The following is a 19,821-nucleotide window of genomic DNA, read 5'->3' as shown; positions in this document are numbered from 1 at the left end:
CCTCTCCCCGCCCCGAACCCGCTTACCTCAGGAGCCCCCGTGTCAATGACGACCGAACCATCCGCCAGAACCGAGGTCGGGCGCGGTCTGACCACCGGCACCCTGGTCGCCGGTCTCCTCGCCGTCTGCCTCGCCCAGATCGGCCTGGCCATTCCGGCCACGCTCAACGGGCTGTTCCAGTCCGACCTGCATCCGGTCGGCTCGCAGCTCACCTGGATCTCCGACGCCTTCCTGCTGCCGGTCGCCGTACTGGAGCTGACCTTCGGCCTGCTCGGCGATCTCTTCGGCCGCAAGCGGCTGCTGATAGGCGGCGCTTCGCTGCTCGCCGTGGGCGAGCTGGTCAGCGCCACCGCCTCCGGCGTCCACCAGCTCTGGGCCGGACAGGCCCTGTCGGGCCTGGGTGCCGCCGCGCTGTTCCCGACCTCGCTGGCCATCCTGGCCGCCGGCACCACCTCGCCCGCGCAGCGGGCCCGGGTCATCGCGATGTGGGCGGCCCTGCTCTCCACCGGCGGGTTCCTCGCGCCCCTGCTCGGGGGCATCACCGCCACCTACGGCTCGTGGCGTTGGTCCTTCGTCGTGGTCACCGCCATCGCCGCGGCGAGTGCCGCCGTCAGCGCCCTGTTCGTCGTCAACTCCAGCGCGCCTGAGGGACGCTCGCTGGACGTGGCGGGCCAACTGACCATCGGCCTCGGCTTGTTCTCCCTGCTCTACGCCATCATCCAGGGCCCCACGGACGGATGGGCCTCGCCCTCGATCATCGCCGCCTTCGTCCTGGCGGCCGTCTTCCTCGCCGCCTTCGTCCTGGCCGAGAGGCGTGCGAAGTCCCCGCTCCTTCGCCTGGACCTGTTCCGCAACCGCGCCTTCGCGGTGGCCTCCGTCGTGGCCGTGGTGGGGATGTTCGCCTTTCTGGGCACCGCCTACTCCGTGAGCATCCGGCTCGGCCCGGTGCAGGACCAGGCCCCGATGCGGACAGCCCTGGCCTTCGTCCTGCTCAACGGCATCACCTTGGCGATGCTGCCGCTGACGGAACGGCTGCTGAGAACGGTGGCACCGGGGCTCCTGCTCGGTGCGGGGCTGCTGCTGATCGCGGCGGGCGACTACTGGGCGGCCACGCTGCCGATCACCGACAGCGCCTTCACCTCGCTGATCCTGCCGCTCGGTCTGGTCGGCCTGGGCTTCGCGATCACCGTCTCGTCGATCACGGCAACGGCCGTCAACACCGTTCCCCTGCACCTGGCCGGCATGGCGAGCGCCACCACCAACCTGCTGCGGGACTTCGGCTTCACCCTCGGCCCGGCCGTCATCGGCGCCGTGGCCCTGAGCCGCGCGGCGAGCAGCTTCTCCGACTCCCTGCACGACTCCGCGCTGCCGCAGGCACTCAAGGGCGCCGGCACGGCCGTGCTGGAAGAGGGCGGCCCACTCGCGGTGAACGGTGCCTCGGCGGCGTCACCGAAACTGGCCGACCTGCACCCTCTCGCCCTGGACGCGCTCGGCCACGGCTACTCGATCGGCTTCGTCGTCTGTGGCTCGGCCGCACTGTTCTCAGCGCTGCTGACCCTCGTGACGCTCCGCGGCCGAGCCGCTCCACATGACGAGTCCTCAGAGCAGTAGCAGGGAACGAGCCGAACACACAGACCTGAGGTCTCGAGATGGGGACCCCACCGCCAGGCCCGGCGGCCGGCGTCAGACGTTCGCGCCGGCGCCGTACGGGGCGTACAGGTCCAGCAGCCGTTTGCGGGCCGCGCGCAGGCGGTGCGCGAGCACCTGGCCCACCCACTGGCTCATCGCGTTGCCCAGCTCCGGGTCCTCCTGGCACAGGGCCAGGACGGTCGCGGCGTCGAACTCGTAGGCGCGTACCGGCGTGGTGGCCTCGGCGCCCAGGTGCCAGACGGGGGGTGCGAACAGCCACGACCAGCCGATGAGCTCGTTGTGCCCGAGGCTCTCTATGACGGCCGCACGGCGGCCCGGGACGTGCATGTCGAGTTCGACGCGGCCGGTGCGGATGATCCAGAACCGGTCGGCGTGACCGCCTTCCTCGAAGAGCCGCGTGCCCTGCGGGAAGGCCACCTCCCGGGCGTGCCGCATCAGCTGCCGCTGCCGGTCGGCGGGCAGGACGCGCAGCGTGCCGAGGGTCGACGGGGTGTTCATGGCATGCCTCCCGGGACGGGACGTGGGTACGGGCCACCACGGCCAGCGTGCGGTGCCGGGGCCGGGCCCGCCATGGGCCGGGCGGTCCCTCGGCCCGGGACCTTCGGTACGGCCCCGGACCGGACGGCCCGCTCCCCGCCCCGCGCAGCGGTGCCCGGTCCCCGTCCTACCGGCCCGGCCGTGCCGCCAGCCACGCGCGGTACGCCGTCACCGTCGTCGGCAGGGTCGGGAAGATGCGGTCGTGGCCGACCGTGTCCGCGAGGCCGTACGCCTCCAGGCTGTCCAGCAGGTCCTGCTTCACCCGGGCGAGGGCGAACACGACGTCGCGCGCGGTCAGTTCGCGGCGCAGGGCGTCCACCGCGTCGAGGGCGGTGATGTCGACCTCCACGTTTGCCTCCATGTTGAGGACGAACCAGCGGACGGGCGTCGTCTGTTCGTCGACGGCGGCCAGGGCGCGGCGGTGGAAGTTCTCGGCGTTGGCGAAGAACAGGGGCGAGTCGTAGCGGTAGACCAGGAGACCGGGGATCGTGCGGGCGGTGGGGTAGTCGTCGATGTCGTGCATACCGGCCACGCCGGGTACCAGGCCCTCGACAGCGTCGTGCGGGCGGGCCACCCGGGTCAGCAGTTCGGCCACCGACAGGCCGACGGCGACCAGCACGCCGTACAGGATGTCCAGGGCGAGGACCCCGGCCAGGCAGCCGAGCGCGAGGAGCAGCTCGCGGCGGCGGAAGGCGGCCAGGCGGCGGAAACCGGCCAGGTCGGTCATGCGGGTCGCCGCGTAGACGACCAGGGCGCCGAGCACCGCGGCGGGCGTCCGGGTGAGGAGGGGGCTGAGGAAGAGCAGGACCGCGAGGACGAGGGCGCCGGCGACCAGCGAGTACGCCTGGCTGCGGGCCCCCGCCGAGGTGGCCAGGGCGGTGCGGCTGGCGCTGCTGCTCACCGGGAAGCCGTGCAGGGCGCTCGCGCCGAGGTTGGCCGCGCCGAGGGCCAGGAACTCCTGGTCGGCGTCGAGCCCGGGACCCTCGTCGGGGCCGCGGCCGGCGAACGCGCGGGCGGTGAGGATGAAGTCCGTGTACGCCACCAGGAGGACCCCGAGCGCGGGAAGGACCAGGCGCGGCAGCTCGGTCGGGTCGGGCACGGCGAGGCCGGGCAGGCCCGCCGGGACGGTGCCGATGACCCTGATGCCGTAACGGCCGTCGAGGCCGAACGCCACCACCGCCGCCGTGCCCAGGACCACGGTCAGCAGCGGGCCGGGCAGCACCGGGAAGTACCGCGTGACGACGAGGAGGAAGACGAGCGTCGTCGCCGAGAAGACCACGGTCGCCGCATGTGCTTCGCCCAGGTGGGTGAAGAACGACCAGAGCTGGGGGAAGAACTCGGTTCCCGTCCCCGGTACTCCGGTGAGTTTGGGCAGCTGGTCCACGACCATGATCAGGGCGACCCCGGCCAGGTAGCCGATCAGGACGGGGCGGGAGAGCAGGTCCGCCAGGAATCCCAGGCGGACCGCCCGCGCGACCAGGCAGAGCAGTCCGACGGTGGCGGCCAGGCCGGCCGCCAGCACGGCGTAGCGGCCGGGATCGCCGGCGGCGAGCGGGGCGACCACGGTGGCCGTCATCAGGGCGGTCGTCGACTCCGGGCCGACCGACAGCAGCCGCGAGGAGCCGAACACCGTGTACAGGGCCAGGGCGGGCAGGATCGCCCACAGGCCGGCGACGGGGGGCAGCCCGGCCACCCCGGCGTAGGCCATGACCTGCGGCACCAGGTACGCGGCGACGGTCACCCCGGCCAGCAGGTCGCCCTTCAGCCAGGCGCGCCGGTAGCCGAGCAGCGAGACGAGTCCGGGCACGAGCCGGTGCCACCCCGGGTGTCCGCCCCTGCCGTGGGTCATGCGCCGCCTTCCGTCCGGTGTCCCGGAATCCGTCGGTACCGGCCTTCGGGGTCCGGCGCCCGGGGGCCGGCCCGATGCCGTCGGCCGTGCCGCCCGGCCCCGGGCATGGGCCGAGCGGCCCCGGTCCGGGACCAGTGGCCCCTGCTCTGCGCACCCCCCGGACGCGATGCTGGAGCCGGTTCCGCCGAAGGAGTCTCGCGGGGCCCACGGCCCAGGAGGAGAAGATCGTGCTTCGCACCGCCACCGCAGGACCCGGCCGGCGGGCCGAGTCCCGCCCGCCGGTACCGGCCGGCGGCCTTCTCTCTCAGAGGCTCGCCGCGTGGTCGGGCACGTAGGTCTGCAGATCCCTCGGCGGGCGCTCGTAGCCGGTCGACGGCGGCCGCTTCGGGAGTTCCAGCACCGGCGGCGGCACATCGTGGTAAGGCACGGTCGACAGCAGGTGGGCCATCATGTTCAGCCGGGCCCGGCGCTTGTCGTCGCTCTCCACGACGTACCAGGGCGCGTCGGTGACGTCCGTGTGGACGAGCATCTCGTCCTTCGCCCGGGAGTAGGCCTCCCAGTGGGTGATCGACTCCAGGTCCATCGGCGAGAGCTTCCAGCGCCGCAGCGGATCGTCCAGACGCTTGCGGAACCGGTCCTGCTGCTCGGTGTCGCTCACCGAGAACCAGTACTTGCGCAGCAGGATCCCGGACTCGACCAGCATCCGTTCGAAGATCGGACAGTGCCTCAGGAAGAGCTGGTACTCCTCCCGCGTACAGAAACCCATCACGTGCTCGACGCCGGCCCGGTTGTACCAGGACCGGTCGAACAGCACGATCTCCCCGGCCGCCGGGAGATGCTCCGCGTACCGCTGGAAGTACCACTGGGTGCGCTCGCGCTCGGTGGGCTTCGGCAGCGCCGCGATCCGGGCGATCCGCGGATTGAGGTGCTCGGTCACCCGTTTGATCGTCCCGCCTTTGCCGGCCGCGTCCCGTCCCTCGAAGATCACTACAAGACGTGCACCCGTGGCCCGCACCCACTCCTGCAGCTTCACCAACTCGGTCTGCAACCGCAGCAGTTCCGCCTCGTACACCTTGCGCGGCAGCTCCGCCGCCTGTTTGCCGGCCATGCCGCCTCCACCGCCCGATGACCTACCCATGGAGCCACCCGATGTCCAAGGTCGAACACCAGGACGCCACCGTACTGTCCGACGAGGAACTGCGCACCCTGGACGCGCACTGGCGTGCCGCCAACTACCTGGCGGCGGGCCAGATCTACCTGATGTCCAACCCGCTGCTCACCGAACCGCTGCGGCCCGAGCACATCAAGCCCCGGCTGCTGGGCCACTGGGGTACCTCGCCGGGCCTGAACCTCGTGTACACCCACCTCAACCGGGTGATCAGGGCACGCGGCCTCGACGCGCTGTGCGTGTGGGGGCCGGGCCACGGCGGCCCGTCCGTGCTGGCCAACTCCTGGCTGGAGGGCAGCTACAGCGAGACCTACCCCGATGTTCCCCGGGACGCGGCCGGGATGGGCCGGCTGTTCCGGCAGTTCTCCTTCCCGGGCGGGGTGCCCAGCCACGTGGCCCCCGAGACGCCCGGTTCCATCCACGAGGGCGGTGAGCTGGGCTACTCCCTCTCCCACGCCTACGGTGCGGCCCTCGACAACCCGGACCTGCTGGTCGCCTGTGTGATCGGCGACGGCGAGGCGGAGACCGGGCCGCTGGCCGCCTCCTGGCACTCGAACAAGTTCCTCGACCCGGTCCACGACGGCGCGGTCCTGCCGATCCTGCACCTCAACGGCTACAAGATCGCCAACCCGACCGTGCTGGCCCGCCTCCCCGAGTCCGAACTCGACGAACTGCTGCGCGGCTACGGCCACGAGCCGATCCACGTCACGGGCGACGACCCGCACGAGGTCCACCGGGCCATGGCGGCGGCGATGGACGACGCGCTGGACCGGATCGCGGTGATGCAGCGGTCGGCACGCGAGGAGGGGGTCGCCGAGCGTGTGCACTGGCCGGTCATCGTGCTGCGTACGCCGAAGGGGTGGACCGGTCCGGCCGAGGTGGACGGCGTCCCCGTCGAGGGCACCTGGCGGGCCCACCAGGTGCCACTGGCCGGCGTCCGGGAGAATCCGGAGCACCTGCGGCAGCTGGAGGCGTGGCTGCGGTCGTACCGGCCCGACGAGCTCTTCACCTCCGACGGGCGGCCGGTCGCCGACGTGCTCGCCTGTGTCCCGGAGGGAGCACGGCGGCTGGGCGCGTCGCCGTACGCCAACGGAGGGCTGCTCGTCCGCGACCTGCCCCTGGCCGACCTCGACGAGTTCGCCGTCCCCGTCGACAAGCCGGGGACGGCCCTGCACGAACCCACGCGGGTGCTCGGCGACCTCCTCGCGCAGGTCATGAAGGACACCGGGGCGCGCCGGGACTTCCGGCTGGTCGGCCCGGACGAGACCGCGTCCAACCGGCTGCAGGCCGTCTACGGCGCCAGTGGCAAGGCCTGGCAGGCCGGGCTGCTGCCGGTCGACGAGCACCTGGACCGGCACGGCCGGGTGATGGAGATCCTCTCCGAACACACCTGCCAGGGCTGGCTGGAGGGCTATCTCCTCACCGGCCGGCACGGACTGTTCTCCTGCTACGAGGCGTTCGTGCACATCGTCGACTCGATGGTCAACCAGCACATCAAGTGGCTGAAGACCTCCAGGGAGCTGGCGTGGCGGGCGCCCGTCGCCTCCCTCAACTACCTGCTCACGTCCCACGTCTGGCGCCAGGACCACAACGGCTTCTCGCACCAGGACCCCGGGTTCGTCGACCACGTCCTCAACAAGAGCCCCGAGGTCGTCCGTGTCTACCTCCCGCCGGACGCCAACACCCTGCTGTCCGTCGCCGACCACGCGCTGCGCAGCCGGGACTACGTCAACGTCATCGTGGCCGGCAAGCAGCCCTGCTTCGACTGGCTCTCGATGGACCAGGCCCGCGTGCACTGCGCGCGCGGCGCCGGGATCTGGGAGTGGGCCGGCACCGAGAACGGCACCCGCGAGCCCGACGTCGTGCTCGCGTGTGCCGGTGACGTGCCCACCCAGGAAGTGCTCGCCGCCGCCCAGCTGCTGCGCCGGCAGCTGCCGCAGCTGGCCGTGCGGGTGGTGAACGTCGTCGACATGACGAGGCTGCTTCCGAAGGACGAACACCCGCACGGGATGACCGACTTCGAGTACGACGGCCTGTTCACCGCCGACAAGCCGGTGATCTTCGCCTACCATGGGTACCCCTGGCTGATCCACCGCCTCGCCTACCGCCGTACCGGTCACGCGCACCTGCACGTGCGCGGCTACAAGGAGTCGGGGACCACCACCACGCCGTTCGACATGGTCGTCCGCAACGACCTGGACCGCTACCGGCTGGTCATGGACGTCATCGACCGTGTCCCCGGCCTCGCCGTCCGCGCCGCGGCCGTACGCCAGCAGATGGCCGACGCCCGCACCCGCCACCAGGCCTGGATCCGCGAGCACGGCACCGACCTGCCCGAGGTCGCCGACTGGACCTGGAACGGCTGAACGTCCCTGCTCCCCGTCCCCTCCGGGTCAGGCGACCGCTCCGGGGGCGTCCGTGCCCGCGAGGGCCTCGGGGAGGCCGGGATACAGCTCGAAGGCGTCGCCCAGCCCCGTGGTGCGCAGCAGCCGCCGGAAGTCGTCCTCCGGCGTCACCAGGCGCAGTCTGCCGACGCGGTACCGGACCCGGTTGCGGGCCCGGCACAGGAGACCGAGGCCGGTGCAGTCGATGAACGAGACGGGGCTCAGGTCGAGCACCAGATCGGGCTCCGTACCGGACGTCAGGTGGTCGAGGGCCGCGCAGAGAACCGGAACCGCCAGGAGGTCGAGGTCGCCGTGCAGGGTGACGACGGTCGTGCCCCCGTCGGTACGGGTCGTGCGGTACGTCGCGGACCTCGGGTGGTTGTCGGCCATGGAAAGAGCGAAGACCAGCCGGCGGGTCGCGCGGAAGGGCCGTTCGGCCCCCTTGACGTCCCGGCGGCGGGCCCGAACGGCCCGTCTTGCGGGGCGCCGGCCCGGAGGGCCCGTCCGGCGGCCGATGGGGGCCGAACGGCCCAAGCGGACCCCGCCGGGCCGGGACAAAGTGGACGGGCGGGGCGACACCGGCGAGCTCCCGGCGTCCACCTGGGGCCTGCCTGCCGGCCGTCCCGCAGCGGATCATCAAGGAGCCCGCCGGCGTCGTCGTACGCGTGGACGCCGTCGTGGGAGAGCTGAGAGACGAGACGGCCGATGTATGCCAACGACGGATTCCGTGAACTCGACCGGCGCGAGTGCCTGCGGCTGCTCGGCGGGGTGCCGGTCGGCCGTATCGTCCACACGCGCGGGGCGCTGCCGGCCGTGCTGCCGGTCAACTTCGCTCTGGACCGCGACGGAGCGGTGGTCATGCGCACGTCCGAGGCCTCGGAGCTGGTGCGGGCCGTCGACGGTTCGGTCGTCGCGTTCGAGGTCGACGAGGTCGACGCCGTCGCGCAGGCCGGCTGGAGCGTCGTCGTGACCGGCCGCGCGGCCGTGGTCAGGGACTCCGGCGAGCACGCGCGGCTCGTCCGGGACGGCCCCAGGTCCTGGGTTCCGTCCTCGCGGGAGGTCTTCGTCCGCATCGAGCCGGAACTGGTCACCGGACGGGAACTGACCGGCGGCCGCACCCGCTACGGGCTGGACCCCATCTCCTGACCCCCGCCCTGCTTCCGCCGCGCTCCCGTGCTGCTCCCACGGTGCTCGCATCAGCTCAGACGGCGCGGGGGATCGGTGCCGCTCCTGAGCCCGGTCGGCCCTTACGGCTCGGAGGGCGTACCCGCCCGCCCGGGTCACCGCGCGGCGGCGGCCTCCTGGGCGATCTGCTCGAACCGGGCGCCCATTGCCTCGGACAGCGCCTGCGCGGCCGACAGCGGGCGCACCATCACCGTGAACTCGTCGATCTTCCCGGTCTCGTCGAAGTGCAGGAAGTCGCAGCCCTGGAGCTGCTTGCCGGCGACCTCGGCCGTGAACACGAAGGCGTGGTCGCGGCCGTCCGGGTTCGCGATCTCCCGTACGTAGGCGAAGTCCTCGAACACCTGCGACACCGCGCGCAGGATCGCGGCCGTGATCGCCTTGCCCGGATACGGCTTGAAGGCGACCGGGCTGGTGAAGACGACGTCGTCGGCCAGCAGGGCGGCCACGGCGTCCATGTCACCGCTCTCGACGGCCTTGCGGAAGGGATGCATGGAGCCCACCTCATCTAGTCAAAAAATTGAGTAGATAGATGCTAGCGTGCTCCCATGGCTCTGCGGAATGCGCTGATGGCCGCCCTCCTGGAGGGAGAGGCCTCCGGCTACGACCTCGCGAAGGGGTTCGACGCGACGGTCGCCAACTTCTGGACGGCGACGCCCCAGCAGCTCTACCGCGAACTGGAGCGCATGGAGGCGGACGGACTGGTCGCCGCCCGCGTCGTCGAGCAGGAGCGCAGGCCCAACAAGCGGCTGTTCTCGCTGACGGACGCCGGCCGCGAGGCGGTACGCGCCTACACGTCCGAGCCCCCCGGCCGGCCCGCGGTGGTCCGCGACGAGCTGCTGGTCAAGGTGCAGTGCGCGGACGCCGGTGACATCGAGGCGGTCCGGACGGCCGTCGCCGAGCGCATGCAGTGGGCCACCGCCAAACTCGCCCGTTACGAGCGGATCCGGCAGCGCCTCCTCGCCGGCCGGTCCGAGGAGGCGTACTTCGCCGAGGCGGACCGCATCGGCCCGTACCTGACCCTGCTGCGCGGGATGTCCTTCGAGCGGGAGAACCTCCAGTGGGGGGACCTGGCCCTGCGGAGGCTGGAGCAACGGGCGGCTCGGCATGGACAACAAAGTGAATAGGCGTGCCCACGGGGCGCCCACTCGTCGGACGCCCCGCAGCCAGGCCCGGATCAGCAGGTGGCGACCCCCGGCAGCCAGGCCGGCCCCTTGATGTAGATGTTCGTCATCCACGCGCCGTTGGTCAGCTTGGACCAGGCGTCGTTGACGTACCCCTCGGCGGTGACCCGCTGGGCGTGCGTCTGGCACACCACGTTGACCGTCGTCGGCTGGGCGAAGTAGTCGACGACACCGGCGTTCACGTTGGGCTCGCTGTGCGTGCGCACGCCCGTGCCCCAGGTCTGGAACGCCGTGCTGCCCCCGCTCGGCGGCGTCGGGTTGTCGCCGCCGCAGTCCGGGATGCCGGGCAGCTCGGCGGGACCCTTGATGTAGATGTTGGTCATCCAGGAGCCGTCGGCCAGCCTGGCCCAGATGTCGTTGGTGTAGCCCTCGGCGCTCACCTCCTCCGCGTGCTCCTGGCACTGGACGGAGACCTGCGTGGGACCGGCGAAGGTGTCGACCACCGAGGCGTGCACGCTCGGCGAGGAGTGCGTGTGCACCCCCGTGCCCCAGGTCTGGAAGGTCGAACCGCCGTTCGCCGGCGGCGGCACCGGCGTGCCGGACGGGTTGATGCGGATCGCGCCCGCGTAGTCGCCGCCCGTGCGGACCGGGGTCACCCGGATGTGGGTGCCCGACTCGTACGCCTCGACCATCTGCCCCGCGCCCAGGTACATGGCGACGTGGTGGATGTACCCGCTGCCCCAGAACATCAGGTCACCGGGGACCAGCGGAGCCGTGCCCTGGCCCGCCGAGAAGCGGGCCGAGGCCTGGGAGCTGTGGAACTGGTCGTCGGCGGTGCCGTTGAGCAGGTCCGTGCCGGTCGCCCGGTAGTACGCGTACCGCATCAGGCCCGAACAGTCGAAGCCCATGCGCTCGTTGTCGTGCAGGCTGTCCGGGTCGGAGCCGTCGTAGTAGCCGTACGTGGCACCGGGAGTGGCGCCGTGGCCTCCGCCCCAGCTGTACCAGACGCCGATCTGGGAGCAGGCAGCCTGGACGGCGGCCTGCGCGGTGGCCGAGGCGCCGGAGGCCAGCACCCCGCACGAGGTGTCCTGGGCGGCGGCCTGCGCGGTGACGGGCAGCAGCGGAGCCATGGCCAGAGCAGCGACCACCGCGAACGTCCTGGCAGGCGTGGTGAGGTTCAAGGTCTACATCCTTCGTCGACGTGGAGCCGGGTGCGGGGGTCGGGCGGATCCACCGGATGCCGCGCCCCACCCCCGTCGGGGCGCGGCACCCGGAGCTCAGCCGGCCAGCGCCGCGCGCATCTTCGCCAGCGCCCGCATCCGGTTGCGCTGGACGGTGCCGCGATGGGCGCCGAGCCGTTCCCCGGCCGTGTCGTGGGTGAGCCCCTCCAGATCGACGAGGATCACCGCGGCCGCCTCCTTCGGCGAGAGCACGCTCAGCAGCGCGAGGGCGGTGGCCGAGGCCTCGTACGTGCCGAGTCCGCCGTCCCAGCCGGCCTCCGGCAGCCGGTCGGTGGTGCGCTCCCGGCGGGAGGGGTGCAGCCAGGAGTCGCGCAGCAGGTTCAGCGCGACCGTGCAGGTGTAGGCGTACGGATGCTGCTGCGGCGTCAGGTTCCGGGCGCGGGCCCGCCGGGAGAGCCGCAGATACGTCTCCTGGAGGAGGTCGTCGGCGTCGTGCGGGTTGCCGGTCAGGGCGAGCAGCCGTCTGCGCAGTCTGGGCATGTCGGCGGTGAAGGAGGCGTCGAACTCTCCCGGGCTCACGGACTCGGCGGCGCCGTTCACCTCGTCGCGCCGGTCCTGCGTACACGTGCCGCCGTGGCTTTCCATGGTCGTCCCCCGTTGGTCTTCGGTCTGAGAGAGGTGTCCGGTCAGGCGGGCCGGACGGGTGCGGCGGCGGGCCCGTAGCGGGCGGCCGGTGCCCCGCTCAGCAGGGCCCAGTACCGGTCGCCGTAGGACCAGTGCCACCACTCCGTCGGGTAGTTGACGAAGCCGGCCGTGGTCAGCGCCCGGCTCATCGACGCGCGGTGGGCGCGCGCCTCGGCGCCGACGTTCGGTGCCCCGGTGCGGCAGGCGCCCGCGCTCTCCTCCGGGGTGGCGTTGACCTCCGTGCCCAGCGGCAGCTCGGTGCCGTCGGCGGTGCACAGGGTCAGGTCCACCGCCCCGCCGCTCACGTGCGGGGCCACCTCGGGCGGCGAGATGTAGGCGCTGGCCAGCTCGCGGATCCGGTCCGGACCGGCCTCGGGGTGGGCCGCGCGCAGGGTCGCCGCGTACTGCTCGAAGTAGCGGCGCTGCAGGTCGGGCGGCCGGTACCCCTCGACCACCAGGAACCGGATCCCGGCGGGCAGCAGCGACTGCGCCTGGAGCAGCCGGCGCAGCGCCCCGAGGCGCAGGTGCGCGTAGCTGCCGTCGGCGTCGGCCTGCCTCGGGTCGATCCGCAGGCCGGGTGTCTCCCGCAGGTCGACCAGCGGTTCACCGCACTCCTGCTCGGTGACCTCGGCGACCCGGGAGTCGGAGAGCGTGATGATGTCCGTCACGCAGAACAGACTGCCCGGGGCCCCTGCAATTGCTCTGCAGCTTCCCTGCAAGCGCGTCACCAGCCCTTCTGCAGCGCGGATCCGGCGCTACGCGCCCGCGCGGCCGGGACGCGGCCATGCGCCCGCGCGGCCGCGACGCGGCTACGGCATATCGTCGCCCGCCCGCTCCCAGGCCTCTCGTCCGCCCACCGACCGGAACACCTCCAGCGCCTCCGCCCGCGCCGCCCGCGCCCGTTCCGCCTCGCCGTCCGCCGACCACACCCCGGCCAGGTCCCACACCGTGCGGGCCCGCCACAGCGGCAGCCCCAACTCCGCCCAGAGGGCCGCCGCCAGCTCCAGCGGCTCCCGGGCCGCGTCGGTGTCACCGGCCGCCAGGCGCAGCTCCCCGAGCGTGCGCAGCACCAGCGCCTCGCCGAACCGGTCCTGGCGCTCCCGGGCCACGGTCAGGCAGCGCATCAGCCGCCGTCCCGCCTCCGCCGGCCGGCCGGTACGCAACTCCACCTTGGACAGCGCCTGTTCGGTGTACATCACGCCGAAGGTGTCGTGCAGGCCGGTGAAGATCCGCAGCGCGTCCAGGAAGAGCCGTTCGGCATCCGCGTACCGGCCATCGGCCCGGTCGCACAGGGCCAGCGAGCGCAGGGTGAGCCCCTCGCCGTGCAGGTCGGCCGCCGCCCGGTACAGCGCGAGGGCCCCGGACAGCGCCGCCCGGGCCTGTGGGCCGCGCCCCTGCTCGCGGTGCACGTAGCCGATGCCGTACAGCACGCCCGCCCGGGCGCCGGCGTCGCCCGTGTCGCCGTACCGCTCCAGCGCGGCCTCCAGCAGCTCCAACGCCTCGGGATAGCGGGCCTGTTCGCGGCGGGCGGTGCCCATCCCGGCGAGGGCCACGGCCGCCCCGTCCGGCAGCCGCTCCCCGAACAGCCGCAAGGCGTCCGCGAAGTAGGCGTATGAGTCGTCGAACCGGTCCTGTTCGTACCGGAGTTGACCGAGGCCGGCCAGGAGCCAGGCCTCGCCCTCCACGTCACCGCCGCGCCGCACCGCCGCCATGGCCGCCGTGTGCGCTCGGGACCAGGCGTCGAACTGGTTGTACAGCGCGGCGGAACTCGCGATCAGCGCCCCGGCGAGATCACGCGCGGTGCGGGCCATGCCGTGGTCGGCGCAGTGCGTCACGGCGGCCAGCAGCCCGGCCTGCTCGGCGGCGAACCAGGCCGCGGGCCGGGCGAGGACCGCCTCCTCGGTCTCCGGGCCGAGCGGGCGGACGGCGGCCGGTTCGGGGAAGTGGCGGGTGGCGCCGCCGGGGCCCCGGGCGGCGGCCTTGCGGGCGAGGTCCAGCCAGCTCGCCGCCAGCCGCAGCACCGCGGCCGTGCGGTCCTCGGCGCTCTCCTCGACGAGGCAGCGCTCGCGGGCGTGTTCGCGGGCCAGGTCGTGGATGCGGTAGCGGGCGAGGCCGGTGCCGTCCACACCGACCACGTCGATGAAGTGGCAGTCCACCAGCCGCTCGACGGCCTCCTCGGCCTCCTCCGTCGCTATGTCGAGCAGGGGAGCGGCGATCCACGCCGCGAAGTCGGGCAGGTCCAGCAGGGCGAGGCGGCGCAGGGCCCGGCGTTCCTGCGGTGCGAGGTCCGAGTAGCCCAGCTCCAGGCTGGCGCGCAACTCCAGGTCCCCGGCGCTGAGTTCGTTGAGGCGGCGGCGCTCGTCGCGCAGCCGGACGACGAGCCGGCCGGGTGCCCAGTGCGGGCGGGCGGCGAGGCGGGCACCGGCGATCCGCACCGCGAGCGGCAGCCGCCCGCACAGGGTGACGATCTCGGCGGCCTGCTCGGGCTCCGCCCAGGTGCGTCCCGCACCGGCCACCCGGCGGAGCAGGTCGAGGGCCTCGGCCTCGTCCGGGACGGCGAGGTCCAGATGGGCGGCGCCCTCCAGCGCCACCAGCCGGCGGCGGCTGGTGACCAGCACCGCGGCACCGGGGCCCGGCGGCAGCAGGGGCCGCAGGTGCGCCTCACCGGCCGCGTTGTCCAGGACGATCAGGGTCCGCCGGTGCCCGATGTGGGTGCGGTACAGGCCGGTCAGCTCCTCGACGCCGGAGGGCAGCGTGTCGGGGTCGACGCCCATCGCCCGCAGCAGCCGGGCCAGTGCGTCGGCGGGTTCCAGCGGGGTGGTGTCGGCGGCCCGCAGGTCCACGAAGAGACGGCCGTCCGGGAAGAGGTCGGCGGTGCGGTGGCCGACATGCACCGCGAGGGCGGTCTTGCCGATGCCCGAGCGCCCGGAGATCACCCCGATCGGCGGTGCGGTCCGGCCGCTGTCGCCGACGCCCCGCACCAGCTCCGTCGCCCATTTGACCTGCTCGGCCCGGCCCACGAAGTCGGCGATGTCGGGCGGGAGATGGGAGAGTGCGGGGCGGGGCCGCCCGCTCCGGTGAGCCGGTACCGGCGGCCGGGCGGCCCGCCCGGTCCCCAGCACACCGGTGTCATGGGTGAGGACGGCCTGGTGCACCGCCCGCAGCTCGGGCCCCGGGTCGATGCCCAGCTCGTCGCGGAGCACCGACCGGCCCTCCTGGTAGACGCGCAGGGCGTCGGAGACCCGGCCGGTGCGGAACAGGGCGGTCATCAGCTGGCCGCGCGGCCGCTCCCGCAGCGGATGCGCGGCCACGTGGGCGAGCAGCGGCGCGATGGCGCCGTCGGCGCGGTCCAGGTCCAGGGCCAGCGCGAAGGACTCCTCCTCGGCCACCAGCCGCAGTTCCGCGAGCCTGGCCGCCTCGATCCGGGCGAACGGCTGGCCGAGTCCCTCCAGCGCCTCCCGGCCCCGCCACAGCCCCAGCGCCTCGGTGAGCACGTCGGCGGCCTCCTCCGTACGCCCCAGGGACCGCCCGGCCGCGAGGAGTTCCTCGAAGCGGCGGGCGTCGACCCGGTCCGGAGCGAGCTCGGCGACATAGCCCGGGGGCCGGGTGCGGACCACCTCGGCCGTGCCGACCCGGGCCAGGGCCCGGCGTACGGCGGAGACATGGGTGGCGACCAGGGCACCCGCGGTGGCCGGTGCCTCCTCGTCCCAGACGAAGTCCACCAGCCGCTCGGTGGAGATCACCTCGCCGAGGTGGACGACGAGCGCGGCGAGGACGGCCAGCGGCCGGGAGCCACCGAGCGGGGCCCGCCTGCCGCCCTCCCAGACCTCCACCGGGCCGAGCAGACGTACTTCGAACATCGGTCCCCGATCGCCGCCCCGCGAATGCCGACAACGATATCGGCGGCCACCGTCGGGGCAGGCCGACGACCGGGCCGTCGTGTCCGGAACCGTTCCGTCCCACCGGCCGGACGGAACCGCCGCGAGGCCCGGTGTGCCGAACGGGGACGGGCCCCGTCGGCGCCGCGGGAGCCGTTCTCCCTCCTGCCGCAGTTGGCTGGTTTCTGTGGGTGGCCATAGAGCCCCCTGTGCGGGAGACGGCCGGCGGCCGGCCCGCGTATGACCGCGCACCAGGATCCGCCGCGATGTCCGTGGCGCCGGAAATTCTCCGTCGCGGCATGTCATACGAACGCCCTGCCGGCGGCGTCAACGGCCCGTAAGCACCGAGCCGTTCGCCGTACGCCCGAGGAGCCGCCCGATGAAGCGCACCGCCTTCCGCCGAAGGACCGTGCGGCTGAGCGCCGTCGCCGCCGTGGCCGCGCTCGCCCTCACCGGCTGCTCCCGGGCGTCCGGCGACGGCTCGGCCCCCGTCGCCGCCCACCGGGTCCGCGACCTCACCTACGCGGAGGACCTGCGGGTCTCGGACGCCGAACAGCGTCTGGTCGCCCGGTGCATGGCCCGCCACGGGTTCCGCTACTGGACGGACCGCCCGCTGAGCCTGGCCGAGAGCAGGCCGCTCGGCTACGTCCAGGACGACGTGCGCTGGGCCCGTACCTACGGATACGGCAGCCGGATCACGGCGAAGGAGGACCGCGCCCGGCTGCGCAACCCCAACAGCGCCTACCGCAAGGGCCTCGCCCCCGCGCGGAAGGCCGCGTACGACACCGCTCTCGACGGCGGCCGGCACGCCGAAGTGCTGCGCACCGACGTCCCGGGCGGCGGCACGGTCAGCAAGCAGACCGGCGGCTGCGACGGCGAGGCGGAGCGGCAGCTTTACGGCGATCCGCAGACCTGGTTCCGACTCGACACGACGGCGAGCAACCTGCGCCCGCTGTACGTCGGCAAGCTGCTGCACGACCGGCGGTTCACCGCGGCCGTGCACGCGTGGTCCGCCTGCATGAAGCGGGCCGGCCACCCCTACCCGGACCCGGACGCGGCCCGGCGGGCCACCCGGGAGCACCCCGCGGTCCAGACCCGGGCGGAGGAGGCCGGGAGCTTCGCCGCCGAGACCCGGATCGCGGTCGCCGACGCCACCTGCGCCCGCGAGGTCTCCCTCGAGTCCGTGGGCCAGGAACGCGAGGCCCACTACCTGGCCCAGCTGGACGGCGAGTACGGCGACCGGCTGGACGCCTACCGGCAGGCGCGCCTCAGGGCGCTGGAGCGCGCCGAGCGGATCGTGCCCGCCCGCACCTGACACCACCACCTGCCACGGCCCCATGACTCCGCGGCGCCCGCCGCGGCCCTTCCCACACCGACCGCCTCCGACGAGGCAGAACGGGATTCATCATGCGCAAAATGACCCTCGCCCTCACCACGCTGGCCCTCGCGGCCGTCGGCTTCGCCGTGCCGACGACGGCCCAGGCCTCCGCCGGCTGCAACGCGGCGTGGCCGGGCCGCGACGGCAACGTGCGGGCCTGGCGGGACTGGGACTGCGCGGGCGGCCTGCTCGGCGTCAGCGCGGGCAACGACGCCAGCTGGGCCGACAACGCCGGCGGCTTCCAGGGCGTCGGCAACGTCGCCTCCTCCGTGATGAACAGCGGCTACGTCGGCGGCAAGGACGTCGTGGCCTTCTACTACTACGCCAACTACTCGGGCGGCTACGGCTGCCTGAAGCCGGGCGAGCTCTACGTGGACGACCTCACCCGCGACCACTTCACCGACGGCCACCCCATGAACGACAACATCATGTCCCACCAGTGGGTGACGGAGAGCGCCTGCGCCGCGGGCTCCTTCATCAGCTGACCCCGGGCGGCCGGCCGCGGTCACCCCCCGTCGCGGCCGGCTCCGTCTCCTTACCGACCACCTACCTCCCGTACCGCCGAGTTTCACATCCGCGCCACCGGACCCTTCCCTGACGTTCGATGCCCTTGGAACACTCGCACCCGCGCACAATCCGCCCAGTTCCGGCCAGCCCGTGCGTCAGGACGAGAGGTCGCTCACCCATGCCCGAAGTCAACCGGCGCCGATTCCTCCAACTGGCGGGCGCCACCACGGCGTTCACCGCGCTGTCCAGCAGCATCCAGCGCGCCGCCGCACTGCCCGCGAACCACCGCACCGGGTCGATCGAGGACGTCGAGCACATCGTCGTCCTGATGCAGGAGAACCGGTCGTTCGACCACTACTTCGGCACCCTCAACGGCGTCCGTGGCTTCGGTGACCCCCGCTCGGTCACCCAGAACAACAAGTCCGTGTGGCACCAGTCGAACGGCACGAAGGACGTCCTGCCCTTCCACCCGGACGCCGACGACCTGGGCCTCGCCTTCCTCCAGGACCTCCCGCACGGCTGGAACGACACGCACACCGCGGTCGACGCCGGCAAGTACGACAAGTGGGTGCCGGCCAAGGGCACCACCACCATGGCGTACCTGAACCGGGACGACATACCGTTCCACTACGCGCTGGCCGACGCGTTCACCATCTGCGACGCGTACCACTGCTCGTTCATGGGCTCGACCGACCCGAACCGCTACTACATGTGGACGGGTTACACGGGCAACGACGGTCAGGGCGGCGGCCCGGTCCTCGGCAACGACGAGGCCGGCTACAGCTGGACGACGTACCCGGAGCGCCTGGAGAAGGCCGGCGTCTCCTGGAAGATCTACCAGGACGTCGGCGACGGCCTGGACGCGGCCGGCGGCTGGGGCTGGATCCAGGACGCCTACCGCGGCAACTACGGCGACAACTCCCTGCTCTACTTCAAGCAGTACCAGAACGCCCAGCCCGGCGACCCGCTGTACGACAAGGCCCGCACCGGCACCGACGCCACCAAGGGCGAGGGCTTCTTCGACCGGCTCAAGGCCGACGTCAAGGCCGGCAAGCTGCCGCAGATCTCCTGGGTGGTCGCCCCCGAGGCCTTCACCGAGCACCCCAACTGGCCCGCGAACTACGGCGCCTGGTACGTCTCCCAGGTCCTCGACGCGCTCACCGCCGACCCCGCGGTGTGGGCGAAGACGGCCCTGTTCATCACGTACGACGAGAACGACGGCTTCTTCGACCACCTGATCCCGCCGTTCCCGCCGTCCTCCGCCGCGCAGGGCAAGTCCACGGTCGACCCGAGCCTGGACCTCTTCGCGGGCAACGCGAGCCACCCGGCCGGCGCCTACGGTCTCGGCCAGCGGGTCCCGATGCTGGTCGTCTCCCCGTGGAGCAAGGGCGGTTTCGTCTGCTCCGAGACGCTCGACCACACCTCGATCATCCGCTTCATGGAGGCCCGCTTCGGCGTCCACGAGCCCAACATCTCGCCCTGGCGGCGCACCGTCAGCGGCGACCTGACCTCGGCGTTCGACTTCTCCCGCAAGGACACCAAGCCGGTCGCGCTGCCGTCCACGGACGGTTACCGGCCGCCGGACGGCAACCGGCACCCCGACTACGTGCCCACCCCGCCGGCCAACCCGGCGCTGCCGAAGCAGGAGCGCGGCTCGCGGCCCACCCGGCCGCTCAAGTACGCCCCGCTGGTGGACGGTGCGCTGGACGCGGCGGCCGGGAAGTTCACGCTCACGTTCGCGTCGGGCGCGCAGGCCGGTGCCGCCTTCCTGGTCACCTCCGACAACCGCGCCGACGGACCCTGGAGCTACACCACGGAGGCCGGCAAGTCCGTCTCCGACACCTGGAACTCGGTGTACTCGGGCGGCTCGTACGACCTGACCGTGCACGGCCCGAACGGCTTCCTGCGCACCTTCCAGGGTCCCGGCAAGGTGGCGGGACCCGAGGTCACCGCCCGGCAGCACGGCGACGACATCGAGCTGACCTTCACCAACAAGGGCAGCGGCACGGTGAAGCTGGCGGTGGCCGACGGGTACGGCGGCCGGGGCCGCACGTTCACGGTGCGTGCGGGGGCCGTGGTGACGCACATCGTGCACCTCAACCACAGCGAGCGGTGGTACGACGTGACGGTCACGTCCGAGGCCGACGCGAGCTTTGTGCGGCGGTTCGCCGGGCACGTGGAGAACGGGGAGCCCGGGGTCAGCGACCCGGCGATCATCACGGTGTGAGAGTGCGCCCAAGGGGCGTGGGGGACTGCCGTCAGGCGGCTGCGGGTGGTTCGTGGCCGGTCGCGCAGTTCC

At 72.9% G+C, this 19,821-nt stretch carries 16 protein-coding genes; 7 read left to right on the top strand and 9 right to left on the bottom strand.

Annotation, left to right across the window (positions count from 1 at the left end; genetic code table 11):
• The first annotated feature begins 45 nt into the window (after positions 1-45).
• The gene (locus tag ACFY6U_RS11840; RefSeq protein ID WP_390037125.1) at positions 46-1,611 is read left to right on the top strand and encodes an MFS transporter; all 1,566 of its coding nucleotides are present in this window, start codon (positions 46-48) and stop codon (positions 1,609-1,611) included.
• A 72-nt stretch (positions 1,612-1,683) separates the two neighbouring features.
• On the opposite strand, the gene ACFY6U_RS11835 is transcribed toward ACFY6U_RS11840, so the two are convergent.
• From ACFY6U_RS11835 to ppk2, 3 genes are all read right to left on the bottom strand, one after another.
• Positions 1,684-2,148 (bottom strand): Crp/Fnr family transcriptional regulator, encoded by a 465-nt coding sequence (locus ACFY6U_RS11835; RefSeq protein ID WP_390037123.1) that lies wholly within the window; start codon positions 2,146-2,148, stop codon positions 1,684-1,686.
• Positions 2,149-2,314: 166 nt separating this feature from the next.
• Positions 2,315-4,036: a SulP family inorganic anion transporter gene (locus tag ACFY6U_RS11830; RefSeq protein ID WP_390037121.1), complete on the bottom strand. Its 1,722-nt coding sequence runs from the start codon at positions 4,034-4,036 to the stop codon at positions 2,315-2,317.
• Between the two features lie 304 nt (positions 4,037-4,340).
• A complete protein-coding gene (gene ppk2 / locus ACFY6U_RS11825) occupies positions 4,341-5,144 on the bottom strand; it encodes a polyphosphate kinase 2 (RefSeq protein WP_390037119.1) in 804 nt (267 codons plus the stop codon).
• 41 nt (positions 5,145-5,185) lie between these two features.
• Here ppk2 and ACFY6U_RS11820 point away from each other — a divergent pair, with 41 nt between their 5' ends.
• Positions 5,186-7,570 (top strand): phosphoketolase, encoded by a 2,385-nt coding sequence (locus tag ACFY6U_RS11820; protein ID WP_390037117.1) that lies wholly within the window; start codon positions 5,186-5,188, stop codon positions 7,568-7,570.
• 27 nt (positions 7,571-7,597) lie between these two features.
• Here ACFY6U_RS11820 and ACFY6U_RS11815 read toward each other — a convergent pair whose 3' ends face one another.
• A complete protein-coding gene (locus tag ACFY6U_RS11815) occupies positions 7,598-7,978 on the bottom strand; it encodes an STAS domain-containing protein (protein ID WP_390037115.1) in 381 nt (126 codons plus the stop codon).
• A gap of 315 nt (positions 7,979-8,293) precedes the next feature.
• Here ACFY6U_RS11815 and ACFY6U_RS11810 point away from each other — a divergent pair, with 315 nt between their 5' ends.
• Entirely contained in the window at positions 8,294-8,734 is a 441-nt protein-coding gene (locus ACFY6U_RS11810) for a pyridoxamine 5'-phosphate oxidase family protein (RefSeq protein ID WP_390037114.1), read from the top strand.
• Positions 8,735-8,868: 134 nt separating this feature from the next.
• Here ACFY6U_RS11810 and ACFY6U_RS11805 read toward each other — a convergent pair whose 3' ends face one another.
• Positions 8,869-9,264: a nuclear transport factor 2 family protein gene (locus ACFY6U_RS11805; protein ID WP_390037112.1), complete on the bottom strand. Its 396-nt coding sequence runs from the start codon at positions 9,262-9,264 to the stop codon at positions 8,869-8,871.
• Between the two features lie 54 nt (positions 9,265-9,318).
• Here ACFY6U_RS11805 and ACFY6U_RS11800 point away from each other — a divergent pair, with 54 nt between their 5' ends.
• The gene (locus ACFY6U_RS11800) at positions 9,319-9,897 is read left to right on the top strand and encodes a PadR family transcriptional regulator (RefSeq protein ID WP_390037111.1); all 579 of its coding nucleotides are present in this window, start codon (positions 9,319-9,321) and stop codon (positions 9,895-9,897) included.
• 50 nt (positions 9,898-9,947) lie between these two features.
• Here the strand turns inward: ACFY6U_RS11800 and ACFY6U_RS11795 are convergent, their stop codons facing one another.
• The 4 genes from ACFY6U_RS11795 to ACFY6U_RS11780 all read right to left on the bottom strand — a co-directional run bounded on the left by ACFY6U_RS11795 (position 9,948) and on the right by ACFY6U_RS11780 (position 15,619).
• On the bottom strand, positions 9,948-11,024 hold the full coding sequence (locus tag ACFY6U_RS11795) for a C40 family peptidase (protein ID WP_390037628.1): 1,077 nt from the start codon (positions 11,022-11,024) through the stop codon (positions 9,948-9,950).
• A 147-nt stretch (positions 11,025-11,171) separates the two neighbouring features.
• Complete coding sequence (locus ACFY6U_RS11790) at positions 11,172-11,720, bottom strand: RNA polymerase sigma factor (RefSeq protein ID WP_390037109.1); 549 nt, start codon at positions 11,718-11,720, stop codon at positions 11,172-11,174.
• Between the two features lie 41 nt (positions 11,721-11,761).
• Positions 11,762-12,427, bottom strand: coding sequence for a M15 family metallopeptidase (locus ACFY6U_RS11785; RefSeq protein WP_390037107.1), 666 nt, complete (start codon positions 12,425-12,427; stop codon positions 11,762-11,764).
• Positions 12,428-12,568: 141 nt separating this feature from the next.
• Entirely contained in the window at positions 12,569-15,619 is a 3,051-nt protein-coding gene (locus tag ACFY6U_RS11780; protein ID WP_390037105.1) for a BTAD domain-containing putative transcriptional regulator, read from the bottom strand.
• A 397-nt stretch (positions 15,620-16,016) separates the two neighbouring features.
• On the opposite strand from ACFY6U_RS11780, the gene ACFY6U_RS11775 reads away from it, so the two are divergent.
• The 3 genes from ACFY6U_RS11775 (at position 16,017) to ACFY6U_RS11765 (ending at position 19,749) form a co-directional block, all read left to right on the top strand.
• Complete coding sequence (locus tag ACFY6U_RS11775; RefSeq protein ID WP_390037103.1) at positions 16,017-16,952, top strand: hypothetical protein; 936 nt, start codon at positions 16,017-16,019, stop codon at positions 16,950-16,952.
• 92 nt (positions 16,953-17,044) lie between these two features.
• A complete protein-coding gene (locus tag ACFY6U_RS11770) occupies positions 17,045-17,500 on the top strand; it encodes a hypothetical protein (protein ID WP_390037101.1) in 456 nt (151 codons plus the stop codon).
• A 200-nt stretch (positions 17,501-17,700) separates the two neighbouring features.
• Positions 17,701-19,749, top strand: a complete 2,049-nt coding sequence (locus tag ACFY6U_RS11765) for a phosphocholine-specific phospholipase C (RefSeq protein ID WP_390037099.1) — start codon at positions 17,701-17,703, stop codon at positions 19,747-19,749.
• Positions 19,750-19,821: the final 72 nt, after the last annotated feature.

The sequence above is a fragment of the Streptomyces sp. NPDC013157 genome (assembly GCF_042899865.1).
Lineage (GTDB): Bacteria > Actinomycetota > Actinomycetes > Streptomycetales > Streptomycetaceae > Streptomyces.
This window is presented reverse-complemented; position numbering and strand designations above follow the sequence as displayed.

Bases quoted from the DNA above. Each gene is read 5' to 3' on its own strand.
- ACFY6U_RS11840 (WP_390037125.1), top strand. From the start codon at position 46: ATGACGACCGAACCATCCGCCAGAACCGAGGTCGGGCGCGGTCTGACC.
- ACFY6U_RS11835 (WP_390037123.1), bottom strand. From the start codon at position 2,148: ATGAACACCCCGTCGACCCTCGGCACGCTGCGCGTCCTGCCCGCCGAC.
- ACFY6U_RS11830 (WP_390037121.1), bottom strand. From the start codon at position 4,036: ATGACCCACGGCAGGGGCGGACACCCGGGGTGGCACCGGCTCGTGCCC.
- ppk2 (WP_390037119.1), bottom strand. From the start codon at position 5,144: ATGGCCGGCAAACAGGCGGCGGAGCTGCCGCGCAAGGTGTACGAGGCG.
- ACFY6U_RS11820 (WP_390037117.1), top strand. From the start codon at position 5,186: ATGTCCAAGGTCGAACACCAGGACGCCACCGTACTGTCCGACGAGGAA.
- ACFY6U_RS11815 (WP_390037115.1), bottom strand. From the start codon at position 7,978: ATGGCCGACAACCACCCGAGGTCCGCGACGTACCGCACGACCCGTACC.
- ACFY6U_RS11810 (WP_390037114.1), top strand. From the start codon at position 8,294: ATGTATGCCAACGACGGATTCCGTGAACTCGACCGGCGCGAGTGCCTG.
- ACFY6U_RS11805 (WP_390037112.1), bottom strand. From the start codon at position 9,264: ATGCATCCCTTCCGCAAGGCCGTCGAGAGCGGTGACATGGACGCCGTG.
- ACFY6U_RS11800 (WP_390037111.1), top strand. From the start codon at position 9,319: ATGGCTCTGCGGAATGCGCTGATGGCCGCCCTCCTGGAGGGAGAGGCC.
- ACFY6U_RS11795 (WP_390037628.1), bottom strand. From the start codon at position 11,024: ATGGCTCCGCTGCTGCCCGTCACCGCGCAGGCCGCCGCCCAGGACACC.
- ACFY6U_RS11790 (WP_390037109.1), bottom strand. From the start codon at position 11,720: ATGGAAAGCCACGGCGGCACGTGTACGCAGGACCGGCGCGACGAGGTG.
- ACFY6U_RS11780 (WP_390037105.1), bottom strand. From the start codon at position 15,619: ATGTTCGAAGTACGTCTGCTCGGCCCGGTGGAGGTCTGGGAGGGCGGC.
- ACFY6U_RS11775 (WP_390037103.1), top strand. From the start codon at position 16,017: ATGAAGCGCACCGCCTTCCGCCGAAGGACCGTGCGGCTGAGCGCCGTC.
- ACFY6U_RS11770 (WP_390037101.1), top strand. From the start codon at position 17,045: ATGCGCAAAATGACCCTCGCCCTCACCACGCTGGCCCTCGCGGCCGTC.
- ACFY6U_RS11765 (WP_390037099.1), top strand. From the start codon at position 17,701: ATGCCCGAAGTCAACCGGCGCCGATTCCTCCAACTGGCGGGCGCCACC.